The 15,032-nt window shown below is 63.0% G+C and carries 11 protein-coding genes; 9 read left to right on the top strand and 2 right to left on the bottom strand.

What is annotated here, in order from left to right:
* Positions 1-428: 428 nt before the first annotated feature.
* From RWJ89_RS18955 to RWJ89_RS18915, 9 genes are all read left to right on the top strand, one after another.
* Positions 429-1,871, top strand: coding sequence for a M81 family metallopeptidase (locus tag RWJ89_RS18955; protein WP_316031254.1), 1,443 nt, complete (start codon positions 429-431; stop codon positions 1,869-1,871).
* Between the two features lie 207 nt (positions 1,872-2,078).
* Complete coding sequence (locus tag RWJ89_RS18950) at positions 2,079-2,810, top strand: FadR/GntR family transcriptional regulator (protein ID WP_316031253.1); 732 nt, start codon at positions 2,079-2,081, stop codon at positions 2,808-2,810.
* A gap of 92 nt (positions 2,811-2,902) precedes the next feature.
* The gene (locus RWJ89_RS18945; protein ID WP_222009788.1) at positions 2,903-4,411 is read left to right on the top strand and encodes an ABC transporter substrate-binding protein; all 1,509 of its coding nucleotides are present in this window, start codon (positions 2,903-2,905) and stop codon (positions 4,409-4,411) included.
* A gap of 59 nt (positions 4,412-4,470) precedes the next feature.
* Entirely contained in the window at positions 4,471-5,418 is a 948-nt protein-coding gene (locus RWJ89_RS18940; protein ID WP_316031252.1) for an ABC transporter permease, read from the top strand.
* Positions 5,415-6,290, top strand: a complete 876-nt coding sequence (locus RWJ89_RS18935; RefSeq protein ID WP_131663149.1) for an ABC transporter permease — start codon at positions 5,415-5,417, stop codon at positions 6,288-6,290. The genes RWJ89_RS18940 and RWJ89_RS18935 overlap by 4 nt, the downstream gene beginning before the upstream one ends.
* 21 nt (positions 6,291-6,311) lie before the next feature.
* Positions 6,312-8,096 (top strand): gamma-glutamyltransferase family protein, encoded by a 1,785-nt coding sequence (locus RWJ89_RS18930; protein WP_131663148.1) that lies wholly within the window; start codon positions 6,312-6,314, stop codon positions 8,094-8,096.
* Between the two features lie 2 nt (positions 8,097-8,098).
* A complete protein-coding gene (locus RWJ89_RS18925) occupies positions 8,099-8,854 on the top strand; it encodes a DUF1028 domain-containing protein (RefSeq protein ID WP_316031251.1) in 756 nt (251 codons plus the stop codon).
* A 25-nt stretch (positions 8,855-8,879) separates the two neighbouring features.
* A complete protein-coding gene (locus RWJ89_RS18920) occupies positions 8,880-10,718 on the top strand; it encodes an ABC transporter ATP-binding protein (protein WP_316031250.1) in 1,839 nt (612 codons plus the stop codon).
* 254 nt (positions 10,719-10,972) lie between these two features.
* Entirely contained in the window at positions 10,973-12,307 is a 1,335-nt protein-coding gene (locus RWJ89_RS18915; protein WP_131620024.1) for a glucoamylase family protein, read from the top strand.
* Positions 12,308-12,313: 6 nt separating this feature from the next.
* Here the strand turns inward: RWJ89_RS18915 and RWJ89_RS18910 are convergent, their stop codons facing one another.
* Together RWJ89_RS18910 and RWJ89_RS18905 are read right to left on the bottom strand one after the other, a co-directional pair.
* Entirely contained in the window at positions 12,314-13,351 is a 1,038-nt protein-coding gene (locus RWJ89_RS18910) for an ABC transporter ATP-binding protein (RefSeq protein WP_131620025.1), read from the bottom strand.
* Positions 13,348-15,015: an ABC transporter permease gene (locus tag RWJ89_RS18905; RefSeq protein WP_316028366.1), complete on the bottom strand. Its 1,668-nt coding sequence runs from the start codon at positions 15,013-15,015 to the stop codon at positions 13,348-13,350. The genes RWJ89_RS18910 and RWJ89_RS18905 overlap by 4 nt, the downstream gene beginning before the upstream one ends.
* Positions 15,016-15,032: the final 17 nt, after the last annotated feature.

The following is a 15,032-nucleotide window of genomic DNA, read 5'->3' as shown; positions in this document are numbered from 1 at the left end:
GGATGTTTCCCCACGGCGACACCGCCCAAAACGCGACGAATTTCGGAATCCCGAAGCGGGGGAATTTCGGGATCCCGAAGTGGGATTTTTTCTTTATGGCGATGCTGACGCGTATGTCGGCAGCAATCGGCGCGGCATCCGACGGAAGAAACCGAGTCGGTCGGAGGCTCAGCGATTACAGCGCCTTCCACCTCGACGCCGGTTTAGAAGATCAAGATTGTAATTTATTTTGGTTGATTGGTTCGTTTGTGAACCTATTGTCGAGGCAAAAGGACGCGTCTTCGGATCCCGAATGTTCAGTTTATCGCAGCACAAACTTCGTCGACCGACACAGATCCGCACCCGGCGCGTCGATACCGGCGCTGCAGCCGGGTTGCCAGCATCGCCCATGACTTCCTGATTGCTCCCAACACCAACTGAGGTTTCCCATGCGCATCGCCGTCGGTGGCATTCATACCGAGTGCAGCACATACAATCCCGTCCTGAACGAGGAGAAGGATTTTCGAGTCTTGCGCGGCGAGGCGCTGCTGGCCGCGCCCTATTTCGCCTTCCTCAGGGATTACGATGCCGAGTTCCTGCCGACGATCCATGCCCGGGCCATTGCCGGCGGCCCGGTTTCACGTGCCACCTACGAGGCCTTCAAGGGCGAGTTCCTCGAGCGGCTGAAGCCGATGCTGCCGCTTGACGGTCTCTACCTCGCCATGCACGGCGCCGTGTATGTCGAGGGCATGGAGGATGCCGAAGGCGATTGGATCAGTGCAGCCCGCGCGCTGGTCGGCAAGGATTGCACGGTCTCGGCGAGCTACGACCTGCACGGCAACGTCACGCAGCGCATCATCGATGCGCTCGACATCTATTCTACCTATCGCACTGCGCCGCATATCGATGTCGAGGAGACGATACGCCGCTCCGTCTCCATGCTGGTCAAGAGCCTAAAAACCGGCGAGCGGCCGCTCGTTCTCTGGGCGCCGATCCCGGTGGTGCTGCCCGGCGAGCGCACCAGCACCGTCGATGAGCCGGCAAAGAGCCTCTATGACATGCTACCCGGGATCGATGCGCTTGATGGCGTTTGGGATGCATCGCTGATGGTCGGCTATGTCTGGGCCGATGAACCGCGCGCCACCGCCGCCGCCATCATGACCGGCACCGACCGCACTGTGCTGGAGCGCGAGGCGAAACGCCTCGCAAGGGCTTATTGGGATGCGCGCGAGGACTTTGTCTTCGGCTGCGAGACCGGCTCGCTCGAAGAATGCGTCGCCAAGGCGATCGCAAGCCCGACCGCCCCTGTTGTGCTTGCCGAATCCGGCGACAACCCCACCGGCGGCGGTGTCGGGGACCGGGCCGATGTTTTGGCGGAACTGATCGCCAAGGGGGCCACCGGCGTCGTCTTTGCCGGCATTGCCGATAAGGCGGCGACCGAGGCCTGTTATGCCGCAGGCATCGGCGCCGAGCTGGAGCTCAGCGTCGGCGCCTCGCTCGATACCAAAGGCAGCAAGCCGGTTGTCGCCCGTTTCACGGTCAAGTTCCTGCACGAAACTTCTGATCCGACCGACCGCCAGGCGGTCGTTTCGACCGGCGGCATCGATCTGGTGCTTTCCGCCAAGCGCCGGCCCTATCACAACATCGTTGATTTCACCCGGCTCGGCCTCGACCCGCACCGAGCGAAAATCATCGTCGTCAAATCGGGCTATCTCTCACCGGAACTGGCACCGATTGCCAATCCCAACCTGATGGCGCTGTCGACAGGTGTCGTCGACCAGTTCGTCGAGCGCCTGCCGCGGCTGCGCAAGCAGCATCCGACCTACCCCTTCGACAAGGATTTTGCCTTCGAGCCGCAGGTCTTCCTCTCCGCACGCTCGACGCCGGCCTGAGTTTCACCTGAACCAATTGCATTTTTTGAGATGATATTGTCGATCGCGGCGGCGCCCTGCCGTCGCGATCAACCGTTTCCCGTATCGCAGCAGCAGGATTTGAGCAAAAAACGAGCAGATTTTCATTTGCACAAAAAAGCGCTTGACGGTCGGCACGATTTGGTTTGCACTGAACCAATAGAAAATTGGTACGGACCATTTAAGCCAATGCCGATGGATGAGACGCGGGGCAATTCGAATTATGCGCTGGAGAGGCTGAGGGCTCTCCTGCGGTCCGACAGTCTCGACGCCGACGGCAAGCTGCCGACCGAACGCACCCTTTCGGAAATGCTTGGCGTCGGCCGCCGTGCCGTGCGTCGCGCCCTCGAAGTGCTGGAGGCCGAGGGTCGCATCTGGCGCCGCCAAGGCTCCGGCACCTATGCCGGCCCGCGCCCCGACGGCTGGAGCGATCATGTCGGCTCGATCGTTGCCGGCACCGATCTCATGGAAGTCATGGAAGTGCGCCTGCGCATCGAGCCGCAGCTCGCCCAGCTTGCCGCCATGCGCGCCAACGCCGCCGATATCGAGCGCATGTACGAACTGGCGAAGAAGATCTACGAAAGCACCGATGCCGACGGGCGCGAACTCTGGGACGGGGCGCTGCACCGCCAGATTGCCCAATGCGCCGGCAACGGTTTCTTCCTCACCATCTTCGACGTCATCAACCGGGTGCGCCAGGACGAGGCTTGGCAGACGATCCGCGAGCGCGCTCGCAGCGCCAGCCGGACGCGGCCCGTCACCTTTAACCAGCACACGGCGATCGTCGATGCGATCGCCGCCCGCGATCCGGCCAGGGCGGGCGAAGCGATGCGCCGGCATCTGCTGACGCTGCAGGAAAGCCTCGTCCGTATCACCTCGCTCGACCACAGCGAAATGGAGGTCGACAAGACCCTCGCCTGAGCCGGGAAGTGAACCGGGAGAAAAAATAAGGGCGGGCCATAACCGCCGGAATGGAAGCAAAAACCAAACAAAAATAGACAGAGGAGAATGGAATGAAGATCGCCAAATTGCTGACCACCGCCGTTGCCGGCGCACTGTTTGCCCTTCCTGCCTTCGCCGTCGATCTGAAGATCGGCCTGCAGGACGATGCCGACGTGCTCGATCCCGCGCAGTCGCGCACCTTCGTCGGCCGCATCGTCTATACCGCGATGTGCGACAAGCTGGTCGACGTCTCACCGGACCTGAAGATCGTACCGCAGCTTGCCACCGAATGGAGTTGGTCGGCCGATGGCAAAGAGCTCACCATGAAGCTTCGCCAAGGCGTCAAGTTCCATGACGAGACCCCCTTCAACGCCGAAGCCGTCGTCGCCACCATCGAGCGCAACATCACCCTGCCGGAATCACGTCGCAAGAGCGAGCTGACCTCGGTCGCAAAGGTCGAGGCGGCAAGCGAATACGAGGTCAAGTTCACCCTCAAGGCGCCTGATGTCACCCTTCTTGCCCAGCTTTCCGACCGCGCCGGCATGATCGTCTCGCCGAAGGCCGCCAAGGAACTCGGCGCCAAGTTCGGCGATCACCCGGTCTGCGCCGGTCCGTTCAAGTTTGTCGAGCGCGTCCAGCAAGACCGCATCGTGCTCGAAAAGTTCCAGGACTACTGGAACAGGGACAAGATCTTCATCGACAAGCTCACCTATCTGCCAATCCCGGATACGACGGTGCGCCTCGCCAATCTGCGGTCCGGCGATCTCGACATGATCGAGCGCCTGGCCGCGACCGACGCGGAAGCCGTGAAGTCCGATTCGAGCCTCGTCTATGCCGATGCCGTCGGCACCGGCTACATGGCGCTCTACACCAATATCGGCAATGGTGCGCGGGCCGACAATCCTTTCGGCAAGGACAAGCGCCTGCGCCAGGCCTTCTCGCTGGCGATCGACCGCGATGCCGTCAACCAGATCGTCTATGAGGGCACGGCGGTTTCCGGCAACCAGCCCTTCCCGCCAAGCAGTCCGTGGTTCGACAAGGATATTCCCGTCCCCGCCCGCGATCTCGACAAGGCCAAGGCGCTGATCAAGGAAGCTGGCTTCGACCGCGTGCCGATCGAACTGCAGATCCCGAACAATCCTGTTGCCATGCAGATGATGCAGATCATCCAGTCGATGGTCGGCGAAGCCGGTTTCGACGTCAGCCTGAAATCGACGGAATTCGCCACGCTGCTGAGCGAGCAGACGGCCGGCAACTATCAGCTCAGCCGTTCCGACTGGTCCGGCCGCGTCGATCCCGATGGCAACATCCATCAGTTCATCACCTGCAAGGGCGGCATCAACGACACGAAATACTGCAACGCCGAGGTGGACAAGCTGCTGAACGAAGCCCGTGCATCGACCGACGAGGCCGTGCGCAAGCAGAAGTATGATGCCGCCGCCGTCATCCTGAACGGCGATCTGCCGATCATCTATCTCGGCCATCAGTCCTGGATCTGGGCGCTGCACAAGAACATCACCGGCTTCGTTCCGTCGCCGGATGGCATGATCCGCCTCGTCGGCGTCAAGAAAGCCGGCTGATCAGAAGCCGTTCATGCGGCGGACTCCGCCGCATGATCCCAGTCGTGTCAGGATCGCCCATGTACACCTACGTCGCCAAACGGCTCTTGGTCGCCATACCGACGCTTTTGATCATTTCGGTCTTCGTCTTCTCGCTGCAGAAGCTGCTGCCCGGCGACCCGATCCTCGCCATGGCCGGCGAGGAACGCGACCCGCAGGTTCTCGAATTCCTGCGCGAGAAATATCGGCTGAACGATCCCGTGCCCTATCAATATGTCCGCTGGCTGGGTGCGGCACTGCAGGGCGACCTCGGCATCTCGCTACGCACCAACCAGCCGGTTCTGCAGCTCATCGGCGAAAAGCTGCCGGTCACCATCCAGCTTGCCATCATGTCGATGGTCTTCGCCTTTGTCATCGGCGTGCCGATGGGCATCCTGGCGGCCGTCAAGAAGAACACGATGATCGACTATCTCGCCAACATCATCGCGCTGACCGGTCTGTCGATCCCGAATTTCTGGCTCGGCATCATGCTGATCCTGCTGGTTTCGGTCAATCTCGGCTGGTTGCCGGCATCAGGCTACGAACCCTTCTTCAGCAATCCGCTGCGTTCGCTGGAAACCATGCTGATGCCATCCTTCGTGCTCGGCAATGCGCTGGCGGCGACGCTGATGCGGCATACCCGTTCGGCAATGCTCAGCGTGCTGAGCGCCGATTACATCCGCACCGCGCGCGCCAAGGGACTGCCGGAAAGCACTGTCGTGCTCGAACACAGCTTCCGCAACGCGATGCTACCGATCGTGACGTTGACCGCGCTGCTCTTCGGCGAACTGCTTGCCGGCGCCGTGCTGACCGAGCAGATCTTCACCATTCCGGGTTTCGGAAAGCTCATCGTCGACGCCGTCTTCAACCGTGACTACGCCGTCGTCCAGGGTGTGGTGATCTGCACGGCGATCGGCTTCATCCTGATGAACCTCTTGGCCGACATTCTCTATGTCCTGCTCAATCCACGCATGAGGGCCGCCCTATGACCGCGATCGGTGAGATCGGCATTCCCTCCGCGATCGACCGCACGCCGAGCCGTGCCTGGCGCAAGCTGAAGGCCAACAAGGGCGCCCTCGTCGGCCTTGCGATCATCGCCTTCTTCGCCATCCTCGCCATGGCCGCCCCCCTTCTTCCGATTCCCGATCCGAACGCCACAAGCTGGTCGGCGATCCGCAAGGCGCCCTCCGCTGCCCATTGGCTCGGCACCGACGACATCGGCCGCGACATTCTTTCCCGGATGATCTGGGGTGCGCAGGCGTCGCTGATGGCCGGCGTCTTCTCGGTCGCCATTGCCGTTGTCATCGGCGTGCCCTTCGGCCTCGTCTCCGGTTATTTCGGCGGCTGGATCGACATGGTGATCTCCCGCATCACCGAAGCCTTTCTGGCCATGCCTTTCCTCATCACCGCCATCGCGCTTGCAGCCTTTCTCGGCCCGAGCCTGACCAATGCGATGATCGCGATCGGCCTTTCAGCCATGCCCGTCTTCGTGCGGCTGACGCGCGGCCAGGTGCTCTCGGTCAAGACCGAGGAATATGTCGAGGGCGCCCGCTCGATCGGCCTCCGGTCCTCGAGCATCATCACCCGCTACATCCTGCCGAATGTTTTTGCCCCGATCCTCGTCCAGGCGACGCTGACCGTCGCAACGGCGATCATCGCCGAAGCGAGCCTCTCCTTCCTCGGCCTCGGACAGCAACCGCCGGCGCCGAGCTGGGGCTCGATGCTGAACGTCGCCAAGAATTTCCTCTCCCAGGCGCCATGGATGGCGATGTGGCCGGGTGCCGCGATCTTCCTCGTCGTCATCGGTTTCAATCTCTTAGGCGACGGCCTGCGCGATGCGCTCGATCCGCGCGAAGCATGATTTCTAGAAAGGACATTTGACATGACCGCTTTCACGACCCGTCCAGAAATCCTCGGCACCTTCGGCGTCGTCACCTCCACGCACTGGATCGCTTCGGCCGTCGGCATGAGCATTCTCGAAAAGGGCGGCAACGCTTTCGACGCGGCAGTGGCGACGGGTTTCGTGCTGCAGATCGTCGAGCCGCATCTTTGCGGTCCGGGCGGCGACCTGCCGGCGGTGATCTATTCGAAGAAGAAGGACAAGGTCGAGGTCATCTGCGCGCAGGGCCCCGCCCCCGCCGGTGCGACGATCGAACACTATACGGCGGAAGGCCTGAGCCTGATCCCTGGCGACGGGCTGCTTGCGACCGTCATCCCCGGCTCCTTCGATGGCTGGATGCTGATGCTGCGCGACTATGGCTCGATGAGCGTGCGCGATGTGCTGGAACCGGCGATCTATTACGCCGAGCACGGCCATCCGATGCTGCCGCGCGTCTCCGCCACCATCAAGGGGCTCGCCGCCTTCTTCGAGAAGGAATGGCCGACCTCCCATGAGACCTGGCTGCCAGGCGGCCGTGCCCCCGAAGCGCATGCGAATTTCAGGAACCCAGTGCTTGCCGAAACCTGGAAGCGCATCCTCGCCGAGGCGGAAGTGAAAAGCGGCCGGGAAGCGCAGGTCGAGGCGGCCCGCGACGCCTTCTATCGCGGCTTCGTCGCCGAGAAGATCGACGACTATCTGAAGACCGCAGAGGTGATGGATGCAAGCGGCAACCGCCACAAGGGCGTTTTGACCGCCAACGACATGGCGAACTGGTCGGCGACGATCGAGGAGCCGCTGACCTATGATTATCATGGCTGGACCATCGCCAAGATCGGCCCCTGGGGCCAGGGTCCGGTCTTCCTGCAGACCCTGTCGATCCTCAAAGGCTTCGATCTCGCCGCGATGGATCCCGCCGGCGCCGATTTCGTCCATACCGTCGTCGAAGCGATGAAGCTCGCCTTCGCCGACCGCGAAGTCTATTACGGCGATCCTGACTTTTCGGAGGTTCCCATCGCGCATCTGCTGTCGGAGACCTATGCCGCCGAGCGCCGCAAGCTGGTCGGCGCGAACGCCTCCTTCGATCTTCGCCCCGGCATCGTGCCAGGCTTCGAAGCGCAGCATGATCTGACGATGAAGATGCTCGGCGCGGATTCGAAGACCGGTGCCGTCTACGAGCCGACCATGGCGCATCTTTCCGAAAAGCGCGGCGACACCGTGCATATCGACGTCATCGACCGCGACGGCAACATGGTCTCCGTCACGCCATCAGGCGGCTGGCTGCAATCCTCCCCGACCGTGCCCGGCCTCGGCTTCTGCCTCAATTCCCGCGCCCAGATGTTCTGGCTGAAATCAGGCCTGCCGACGTCGCTTGCGCCCGGCAAGCGGCCGCGCACGACGCTGACGCCGTCGCTCGGCCTCTATGAGGGTCGCCCGACGCTCGCCTTCGGCACGCCTGGCGGCGATCAGCAGGAGCAGTGGCAGCTTTCCTTCTTCCTGCGGTATGCGCACCACAAGCTGAACCTGCAGGCGGCGATCGACCAGCCGCTGTTCCACACTTCGCATTTTCCGGGCTCCTTCTATCCGCGCACCCGAGAGCCCGGCAGCCTGATGGCGGAAGCGAATTTCGGCCCTGAAGTCCTCGATGCCCTGCGCCGCAAGGGCCACACGCTGACGGTCGCCGATGTCTGGACGATCGGCCGGCTGACCGCCGCGAGACGCGATGCCGATGGACTGCTGCGCGCCGCAGCCACCCCGCGCCTGATGCAGGCCTATGCGATCGGGAGATAGCCATGACCTGGTCCATCGTCGCCCGTGATCCCTTGACCGGCCATCTCGGCATCGCCGTCGCGAGCCGCTTCTTTGCCGTCGGCGCCCTTGTGCCGCATATTCGCGGCGGCATCGGCGCCGTTGCTACCCAGGCCTTCGTCAGCCCGCTTTACGGCGTCGACGGCCTGTCGCTGCTGGCTGCAGGCAGGGCGCCGGAGGAGATCATCGCCGGGCTGACCACGCGTGACGCCGGCCGCAATCAGCGGCAGTTGCATCTCATCGATGCGAAGGGGCGCAACGCCGCCTTCACCGGTCCGGCATGCATCGACTGGGCGGGGCATCTGATCGACGAAAACGTCTCGGTCGCCGGCAACATGCTCGCGGGGCCTGAGGTCATCACTAAGACGCTTGCCACCTACAACAAGGCGGTGGACAAGCCGCTGGCCGAACGCCTACTCCTGGCGATGCAGGCAGGCGAGGATGCCGGCGGCGACAAGCGCGGCAGGCAGTCCGCCGCCCTCGTCATCCATCGCGACCAGGATTATCCCTGGCTGAGCCTCCGCGCCGACGACCATCCCGATCCGCTCGCCGAACTTGTTCGTCTGCATGCGGTGGCGGGTGAACGTTATCTGCATGTCGCCGAGACGATGGCGACGCGGCAAAATCCGAACGGCATGGCCGACAGGCGCGAGATCGATGAAAAGATCGCGGCGCTGGAAGCGGCCCGCATCGCTGAAGGCAGGCCATCCGCCTCCTTTGCCACACCTTTGAAGACGTGACCCCAGACAAGAACAAGGGAACGACATGAGTGATGTTTCTTCGGCCCCCGCCTCTCCGGTTCTTTCCGTCCGGAACCTGACGACCTCCTTCCTCGTCGATGGCGACTGGAAACCGGTAGTGCGCGATGTCTCCTTCGAGGTCATGCCAGGAGAGACGGTGGCGATCGTCGGCGAAAGCGGCTCGGGCAAGAGCGTCACCTCCCTTTCGATCATGCGATTGCTCGCCAAGGGATCGAGCCGCATCGATGGCGCCATCACCTTGAACGGCAAGGATGTTCTCGCTCTTTCGGAAAAGGAGATGCGGCGAGTGCGCGGCAACGACGCCGCCATGATCTTCCAGGAGCCGATGACATCCCTCAACCCGATCTTCACCATCGGCCGCCAGATCTCCGAAGCGCTGACCTGCCACGGCGATATCGGCAAGGCCGAGGCGCGGGCCGAGACGATCAGGTTGCTGGAAAAGGTCCGCATCCCGAACGCCGCCTCGCGCTTCGATGAATATCCGCACCAGTTCTCAGGCGGCATGCGCCAGCGCGTGATGATCGCCATGGCGCTCGCCAGCCGGCCGAAATTGCTGATCGCCGATGAGCCGACGACGGCGCTCGACGTGACGATCCAGGGCCAGATCCTCGACCTGATCAAGATGCTGCAGGAAGAGGAGGGCATGTCCGTTCTCTTTATCACCCACGACATGGGCGTCGTCGCCGAAATCGCCGACCGCACCATCGTCATGTATCGCGGCGAGGCGGTGGAAACCGGCACGACCGACGACATCTTCCATCGCGGCAGGCATCCCTATACCCGCGCTCTGCTCTCGGCCGTGCCGCGCCTCGGCTCGATGGCCGACCGGAAATGGCCGCTGCGTTTCCCGGTCGTCGATACCACGACCGGCGAACGCCGCGAGCCGATCGAGGTGGCCGATACCGTCGACCGCCGCCGGACGCCAATCCTCGAAGTCAAGAACCTCGTTACCCGTTTCGATATCCGCGGCGGACTGCTCGGCCGCAAGACCGGCGCGATCCATGCGGTCGAGGACGTCTCCTTTGATCTCTTCCAGGGCGAGACTCTGTCGCTCGTCGGCGAATCCGGTTGCGGCAAGTCGACCACCGGCCGCTCGATCACCCGCCTCGTCCAGCCGAACGGCGGCAGCGTCAGCCTCGACGGCTATGACGTGCTGAGCCTTGACGCGGCCAGTCTCAGACGGATGCGCCGCAGCATCCAGATGATCTTTCAGGATCCCTTCGCCAGCCTCAACCCGCGCATGACCGTCGGCGCCGCCGTTGCCGAACCGATTACGGAGCACGGCCTCGGTACTGGCGCCCAGGCCCGCGACAAGGCGGCCGATCTTCTCGAACGCGTCGGGCTGAAACCGGACATGATGAAACGGTATCCGCACGAATTCTCCGGCGGTCAGCGCCAGCGCATCTGCATTGCCCGCGCGCTCGCACTCGATCCGAAGGTGATCGTCGCCGACGAAAGCGTTTCGGCACTCGACGTGTCGATCAAGGCGCAGGTCTGCAATCTGCTGATGGACCTGCAGCAAAGCCTCAACCTCGCTTTCCTGTTCATTTCCCACGACATGGCGGTGGTCGAGCGCGTCAGTCATCGGGTCGCGGTGATGTATCTCGGCGAAATCGTCGAGATCGGCCCGCGCGCGCAACTGTTCAGCAACCCGCAGCACGCTTACACGAAGAAGCTGATGGCAGCCGTGCCTGTTCCCGATCCCTCACGGCGCGGCATCAAGCGCAACCTCGGAACCGACGAGCTCAAGAGCCCTGTCCGCCCGGTTGGGTACGTCGCGCCGCCGCGCCGATATCGGGAAGTGTCGGCAGGTCATCTGGTGCGGCTCGATGAAGCCGCCTGAACGTGAAAACCCACTCTCCAAAGCATCAGGAAAACAAGTATTGCGGGAAAACAACCCGTGCCCGTGGCGCGCAGGCCATCTTTTTTGCTGCACCGCTTATATGACTTCTGCTAGATATTATTTTACCGATAATTATTAACGACCGATTCCACCCTTTTGTGTTCTCTTATCCTTGCGAATCAAAAAGGTTTGATTTGCCCGGGGACGGCCACCATGTTGAAGCATGGGGCGATGCAACAGTTGGGTAGGAGCCTATGCTGCAACGGATTGAAGACATTGATGCAGCGCTCGTCGACAGGCTGCAGCATTCGGCGTTCAACTACTTCCTGAAATATACCAATCCCGAAAACGGCCTTGTGGCGGATACCTCGATCGGCGGGGTTCCGTGCAGCATCGCAGCCGTCGGCTTTGCGCTTTCCTCCTATCCTGTTGGTGTCGAGCGTTTATGGATCAGCCGCGAGGAGGCAGCCGAACGCACGGTCAATACGCTGCGGTTCTTCGCCGAGGCGCGTCAGGGGGACGAACGCCACGCGACCGGCCATCGCGGCTTCTTCTACCATTTCCTGCACATGGATACCGGCCATCGCGCCTGGAACAGCGAGCTTTCGACCATCGACACGGCGCTGCTCGTCGCCGGCATCCTGACGGCTGCGCAATATTTCAATCGTGAAGACGACGAGACGGAAACCGAAATCCGTGAACTCGCCACCTTCATCTACGAGCGCGTCGACTGGCGCTGGGCGCTGAACAAGGGCGACACGATTGCCATGGGTTGGAAGCCCTCTTCCGGCTTCCTGCGCTGGCGCTATCACGGCTTCGACGAGGCGATAATCCTGTATACGTTGGCGCTTGCCTCACCGACACATCCCATTCCGCAGTCGTGCTACGACGCCTTTACGTCAAGCTATTCCTGGATGCTGCACGGCGAGCAGTCCTATCTCTATGCCGGACCACTCTTCATCCACCTCTTCTCGCATGCCTGGATCGATTTCCGCACCATTCAGGACAAGCCGATGGCGGAGCGGAACTGGGACTATTTCCGCAACACGCAGGTGATGATCAACGTCCAGCGTGACTATGCCGAGCGCAATCCCGGCCAGTTCGTCGGCTATAACAGAAATATCTGGGGTTTCTCCGCCTGTGACGGCCCGCCGCCGACACGGCGCATGCGCGGCGGCCGCCAGCCGAAGGTTCTGGGTTACGCTGCCCGCGGCGCCCCGCTCGGCCCCGATGACGGCACGATCGCACCCTGGGCAGCCCTTGCGTGCCTGCCTTACGATCGGCAGGCGGCTCTCGACGGCACCAAGGCGCTTCTGACGACCTATCCGAACCTGCTCTTGGAAGGCGGCTTTCCCGGCGGCTTCAACCCGACGGTCAAGACCAAGCGGCCGGAAGGCTGGGTGGACGACCGCACCGTCGGCATCGACCAGGGGCTTGTCGTCATGACCATCGAGAACGACCGTTCGGATTTCATCTGGAAGCTGATGCGGCAATCGCCGGTCATCCGCCTCGGCCTCGAACGCGCCGGCTTTACCGGCGGCTGGCTCGAAGGCATCGAGCCGGAAGAAGTGGTGCGCAAGTTCGGCTAAGTCTTATCAGTTCTCGAAGACATGCGCCTTGCCGGCGATGTCGAGGCGAACGAGATCGCCTCGCGCCGGAAGAGCGACGCTCGAGGTCTTGATCAGGATCGGCGGCAGCGCCACGCCGTCAAGCGAAACCGCAACGGTGCAGACCGCGCCGCCGAATTCCACCTCGACGACACGTCCGCCGTGGTTGCTATCGCTTTCATCGGCAACGACGCGGATCTGCTCGGGCCGCAGCATGATCTCCGCCTTGCCCTGACGGCTGCCTTCGACGGCGACGCGGCCGAGGGCGCAGTCTGCGAGGCCGTTCCGGATGATGGCGGGAAGCAGCACGGCATCGCCGAGAAACAGTGCCGTCTCGCGATCGCGCGGATGCAGATACAATGATTGCGGCGACCCGGCCTGGATCAGCCGTCCCTCCCTCAGAACCGCGACCTGATCGGCAAAGGTCAGCGCCTCTTCCTGGTCATGGGTGACGAGGATGGTGGTGATGCCGGCCGCCTGCAGCACGCGCGCAACGGCCTTGCGCATATTTTCCCGCAAACCGGTATCGAGGGCCGAGAAAGGTTCGTCGAGCAGCATCAGCCGCGGCTTGCGGCCGAGCGCACGGGCGAGCGCCACACGCTGTTGCTGGCCGCCGGAGAGCTGATGCGGGCGCCGCGCCAGCATGCCGCGGTCGAGCTCGACCATGTCGAGCAGCTCGAGCACGCGCTTCTCGCGATCAGCAGCCCCTCGTTCGAAGCCGAAGCCGATATTCTCGGCAACGCTTAAATGCGGAAACAGCGCGCCGTCCTGCGAAACGATTCCGATGCCGCGTTTATGCGCCGGTACTGTCGCCGGACCGTCGGCAAGCAGGTCGCCATCCAGCGTCACTCTGCCGACATCGGGTTGCTCGAAGCCGGCAATGATGCGCAGCAGCGTCGTCTTGCCCGAACCGGACGGGCCGACAACGGCGGTGCGGCTGCCCGCCTGGACGTCGAGCGAAATATCCTTCAACGCCTGGACGGGGCCATAGCGCTTGCTGATGTTCTCGATCGTAAGCAGCGTCATTGGCCGGCAGTCCGTTTCGATTGGGTATAGAGCATCAGGGTGAGCGGCAGCGACAGCACGACCATCATGAAGGCGTAGGGGGCGGCCGAGACATAGTCGATCTCGCTGGTCAGCGACCAGAATTTCGTCGCCAGCGTATCGACGCCGTTGGGCGATAGCATCAGTGTCGCCGTGAGTTCGTTGGTGATGCCGAGTGCGGCCAGCGCGACACTGGCGGCGGCTCCCGGTGCTGCAAGCCGCATGGTGATCTGCCGCACCGCCTGGCCCGGGGTGCGGCCGAGGCCCATCGCGGCGCGCTCCAGCTCTACCGGGGCCTGAGCGATGCTGGCACGCAGCCCGACCATGGCGCGCGGTAGGAAAAGCATCACATAGGCGACGAGCAGCGTTGCGAAGGTTTGGTAAAGCGGCAGCACGAGACGCACGGAAATCGTCACCAGTGCCAGCGCCACGACGACGCCCGGCAGCGAGCCGACATAATAGTGGCAGGCTTCAAGCACGCGCTGGAGGCGGCCGGGCGCACGCACGGAAAGCCAGGCCATCGGTGCTGCGGCAATCGTCGCCAACACGCCGCCGATAACGGCAAGCACGATGGTCTGCAGGAAGGCGGTGCCGACTTCGATGCGCCAGATATCGGTGCCACCGAGATAGAGCCAGCGGCCAAGCGTCACCAGCGGCACGCCGAGCGTCAGCGCTGCCAGGATGATCGGCAGCAACATGGCCGGCACCACGAACCAGCCCAGCCGGCGGCGGTCGGCCGGACGCGGCGAGCCGGAGCCGACGCGGGCATAGCGTTCATTGCCGCGCACCAGTACCTCGAGGCCGAGCAGAAAAAGACAGCAGGCGACGAGCACGCCGCCGAGCATGTTGGAGGCAGGGCTGTTGTAGGAGGACTGGAACTGATCGACGATCGCAGTCGCGAACGTATCGAACCGGATCATGACGAACAGGCCGTATTCCGAAAGCAGATGCAGCGCGATCAGCAGTGAGCCGCCGCAGATGGCAAGCCTCAGCTGCGGCAGCACGGCGCGGAAGAAGACCCGCCAGGGATTAAGACCCAGCGAGGCCGCGGCATCCTCGATGGCCGGATCGAGACGGCGCAGCGCGGCTACGACCGGCAGGTAGAGGAACGGATAATAGGCGATGACCGAGACGAAGACACCGCTTTGCAGACCACGCATGCCGGGAACGAGGCTGACCCAGGCATAGCTGTGCACGAAGGCAGGCACGGCGAGCGGGGCGATCGCAAGCCAGGCCCAGAGCCGCGCGAAAGGAATGTCCGTCCGTTCCGTCAGCCAGGCAAGCGTCACGGCAAGCGCGATCGACAGCGGGATGGTGATCGATTCCAGCAGAACCGTATTAACGAGGAGTTCGCCGACGCGCGGCCGGAAGACCAGGGCCTTTACCGTTTCCCAGCCGACATCGTAGGTGACCCAGCCGATGAAGCCGAGCGGCACGAGACTGAAGATCGCAACGAGGGTCGCAAGCAGGATCACGGAAGCGTGCGGCATGCGTCCGCGCAGCAAAACCATTCGCGCGGCCCTCGGCGCGGCCGGCGCCTCGTTGCCGAATGCGAGCAATCTGTTGTCCTGCAGCAAGGCCGATGCCTTTACACGCTGAAAAAGGAAGGCAACCGCCCTTGAAAGGCGGTTGCCGGATATCGTCATGCCCTAAGGTTTTCTTG

Source organism: Rhizobium sp. 10PS4 (assembly GCF_032464805.1).
GTDB lineage: Bacteria > Pseudomonadota > Alphaproteobacteria > Rhizobiales > Rhizobiaceae > Rhizobium > Rhizobium laguerreae.
Note: the sequence above shows the minus strand (reverse complement) of the source record. Positions and strands in the feature narration are given on the sequence as shown.

Coding starts and splice junctions, on each gene's coding strand:
- RWJ89_RS18910 (WP_131620025.1), bottom strand. CDS start 13,351: ATGACGCTGCTTACGATCGAGAACATCAGCAAGCGCTATGGCCCCGTC.
- RWJ89_RS18955 (WP_316031254.1), top strand. CDS start 429: ATGCGCATCGCCGTCGGTGGCATTCATACCGAGTGCAGCACATACAAT.
- RWJ89_RS18940 (WP_316031252.1), top strand. CDS start 4,471: ATGTACACCTACGTCGCCAAACGGCTCTTGGTCGCCATACCGACGCTT.
- RWJ89_RS18905 (WP_316028366.1), bottom strand. CDS start 15,015: ATGACGATATCCGGCAACCGCCTTTCAAGGGCGGTTGCCTTCCTTTTT.
- RWJ89_RS18930 (WP_131663148.1), top strand. CDS start 6,312: ATGACCGCTTTCACGACCCGTCCAGAAATCCTCGGCACCTTCGGCGTC.
- RWJ89_RS18945 (WP_222009788.1), top strand. CDS start 2,903: ATGAAGATCGCCAAATTGCTGACCACCGCCGTTGCCGGCGCACTGTTT.
- RWJ89_RS18915 (WP_131620024.1), top strand. CDS start 10,973: ATGCTGCAACGGATTGAAGACATTGATGCAGCGCTCGTCGACAGGCTG.
- RWJ89_RS18920 (WP_316031250.1), top strand. CDS start 8,880: ATGAGTGATGTTTCTTCGGCCCCCGCCTCTCCGGTTCTTTCCGTCCGG.
- RWJ89_RS18950 (WP_316031253.1), top strand. CDS start 2,079: ATGCCGATGGATGAGACGCGGGGCAATTCGAATTATGCGCTGGAGAGG.
- RWJ89_RS18935 (WP_131663149.1), top strand. CDS start 5,415: ATGACCGCGATCGGTGAGATCGGCATTCCCTCCGCGATCGACCGCACG.
- RWJ89_RS18925 (WP_316031251.1), top strand. CDS start 8,099: ATGACCTGGTCCATCGTCGCCCGTGATCCCTTGACCGGCCATCTCGGC.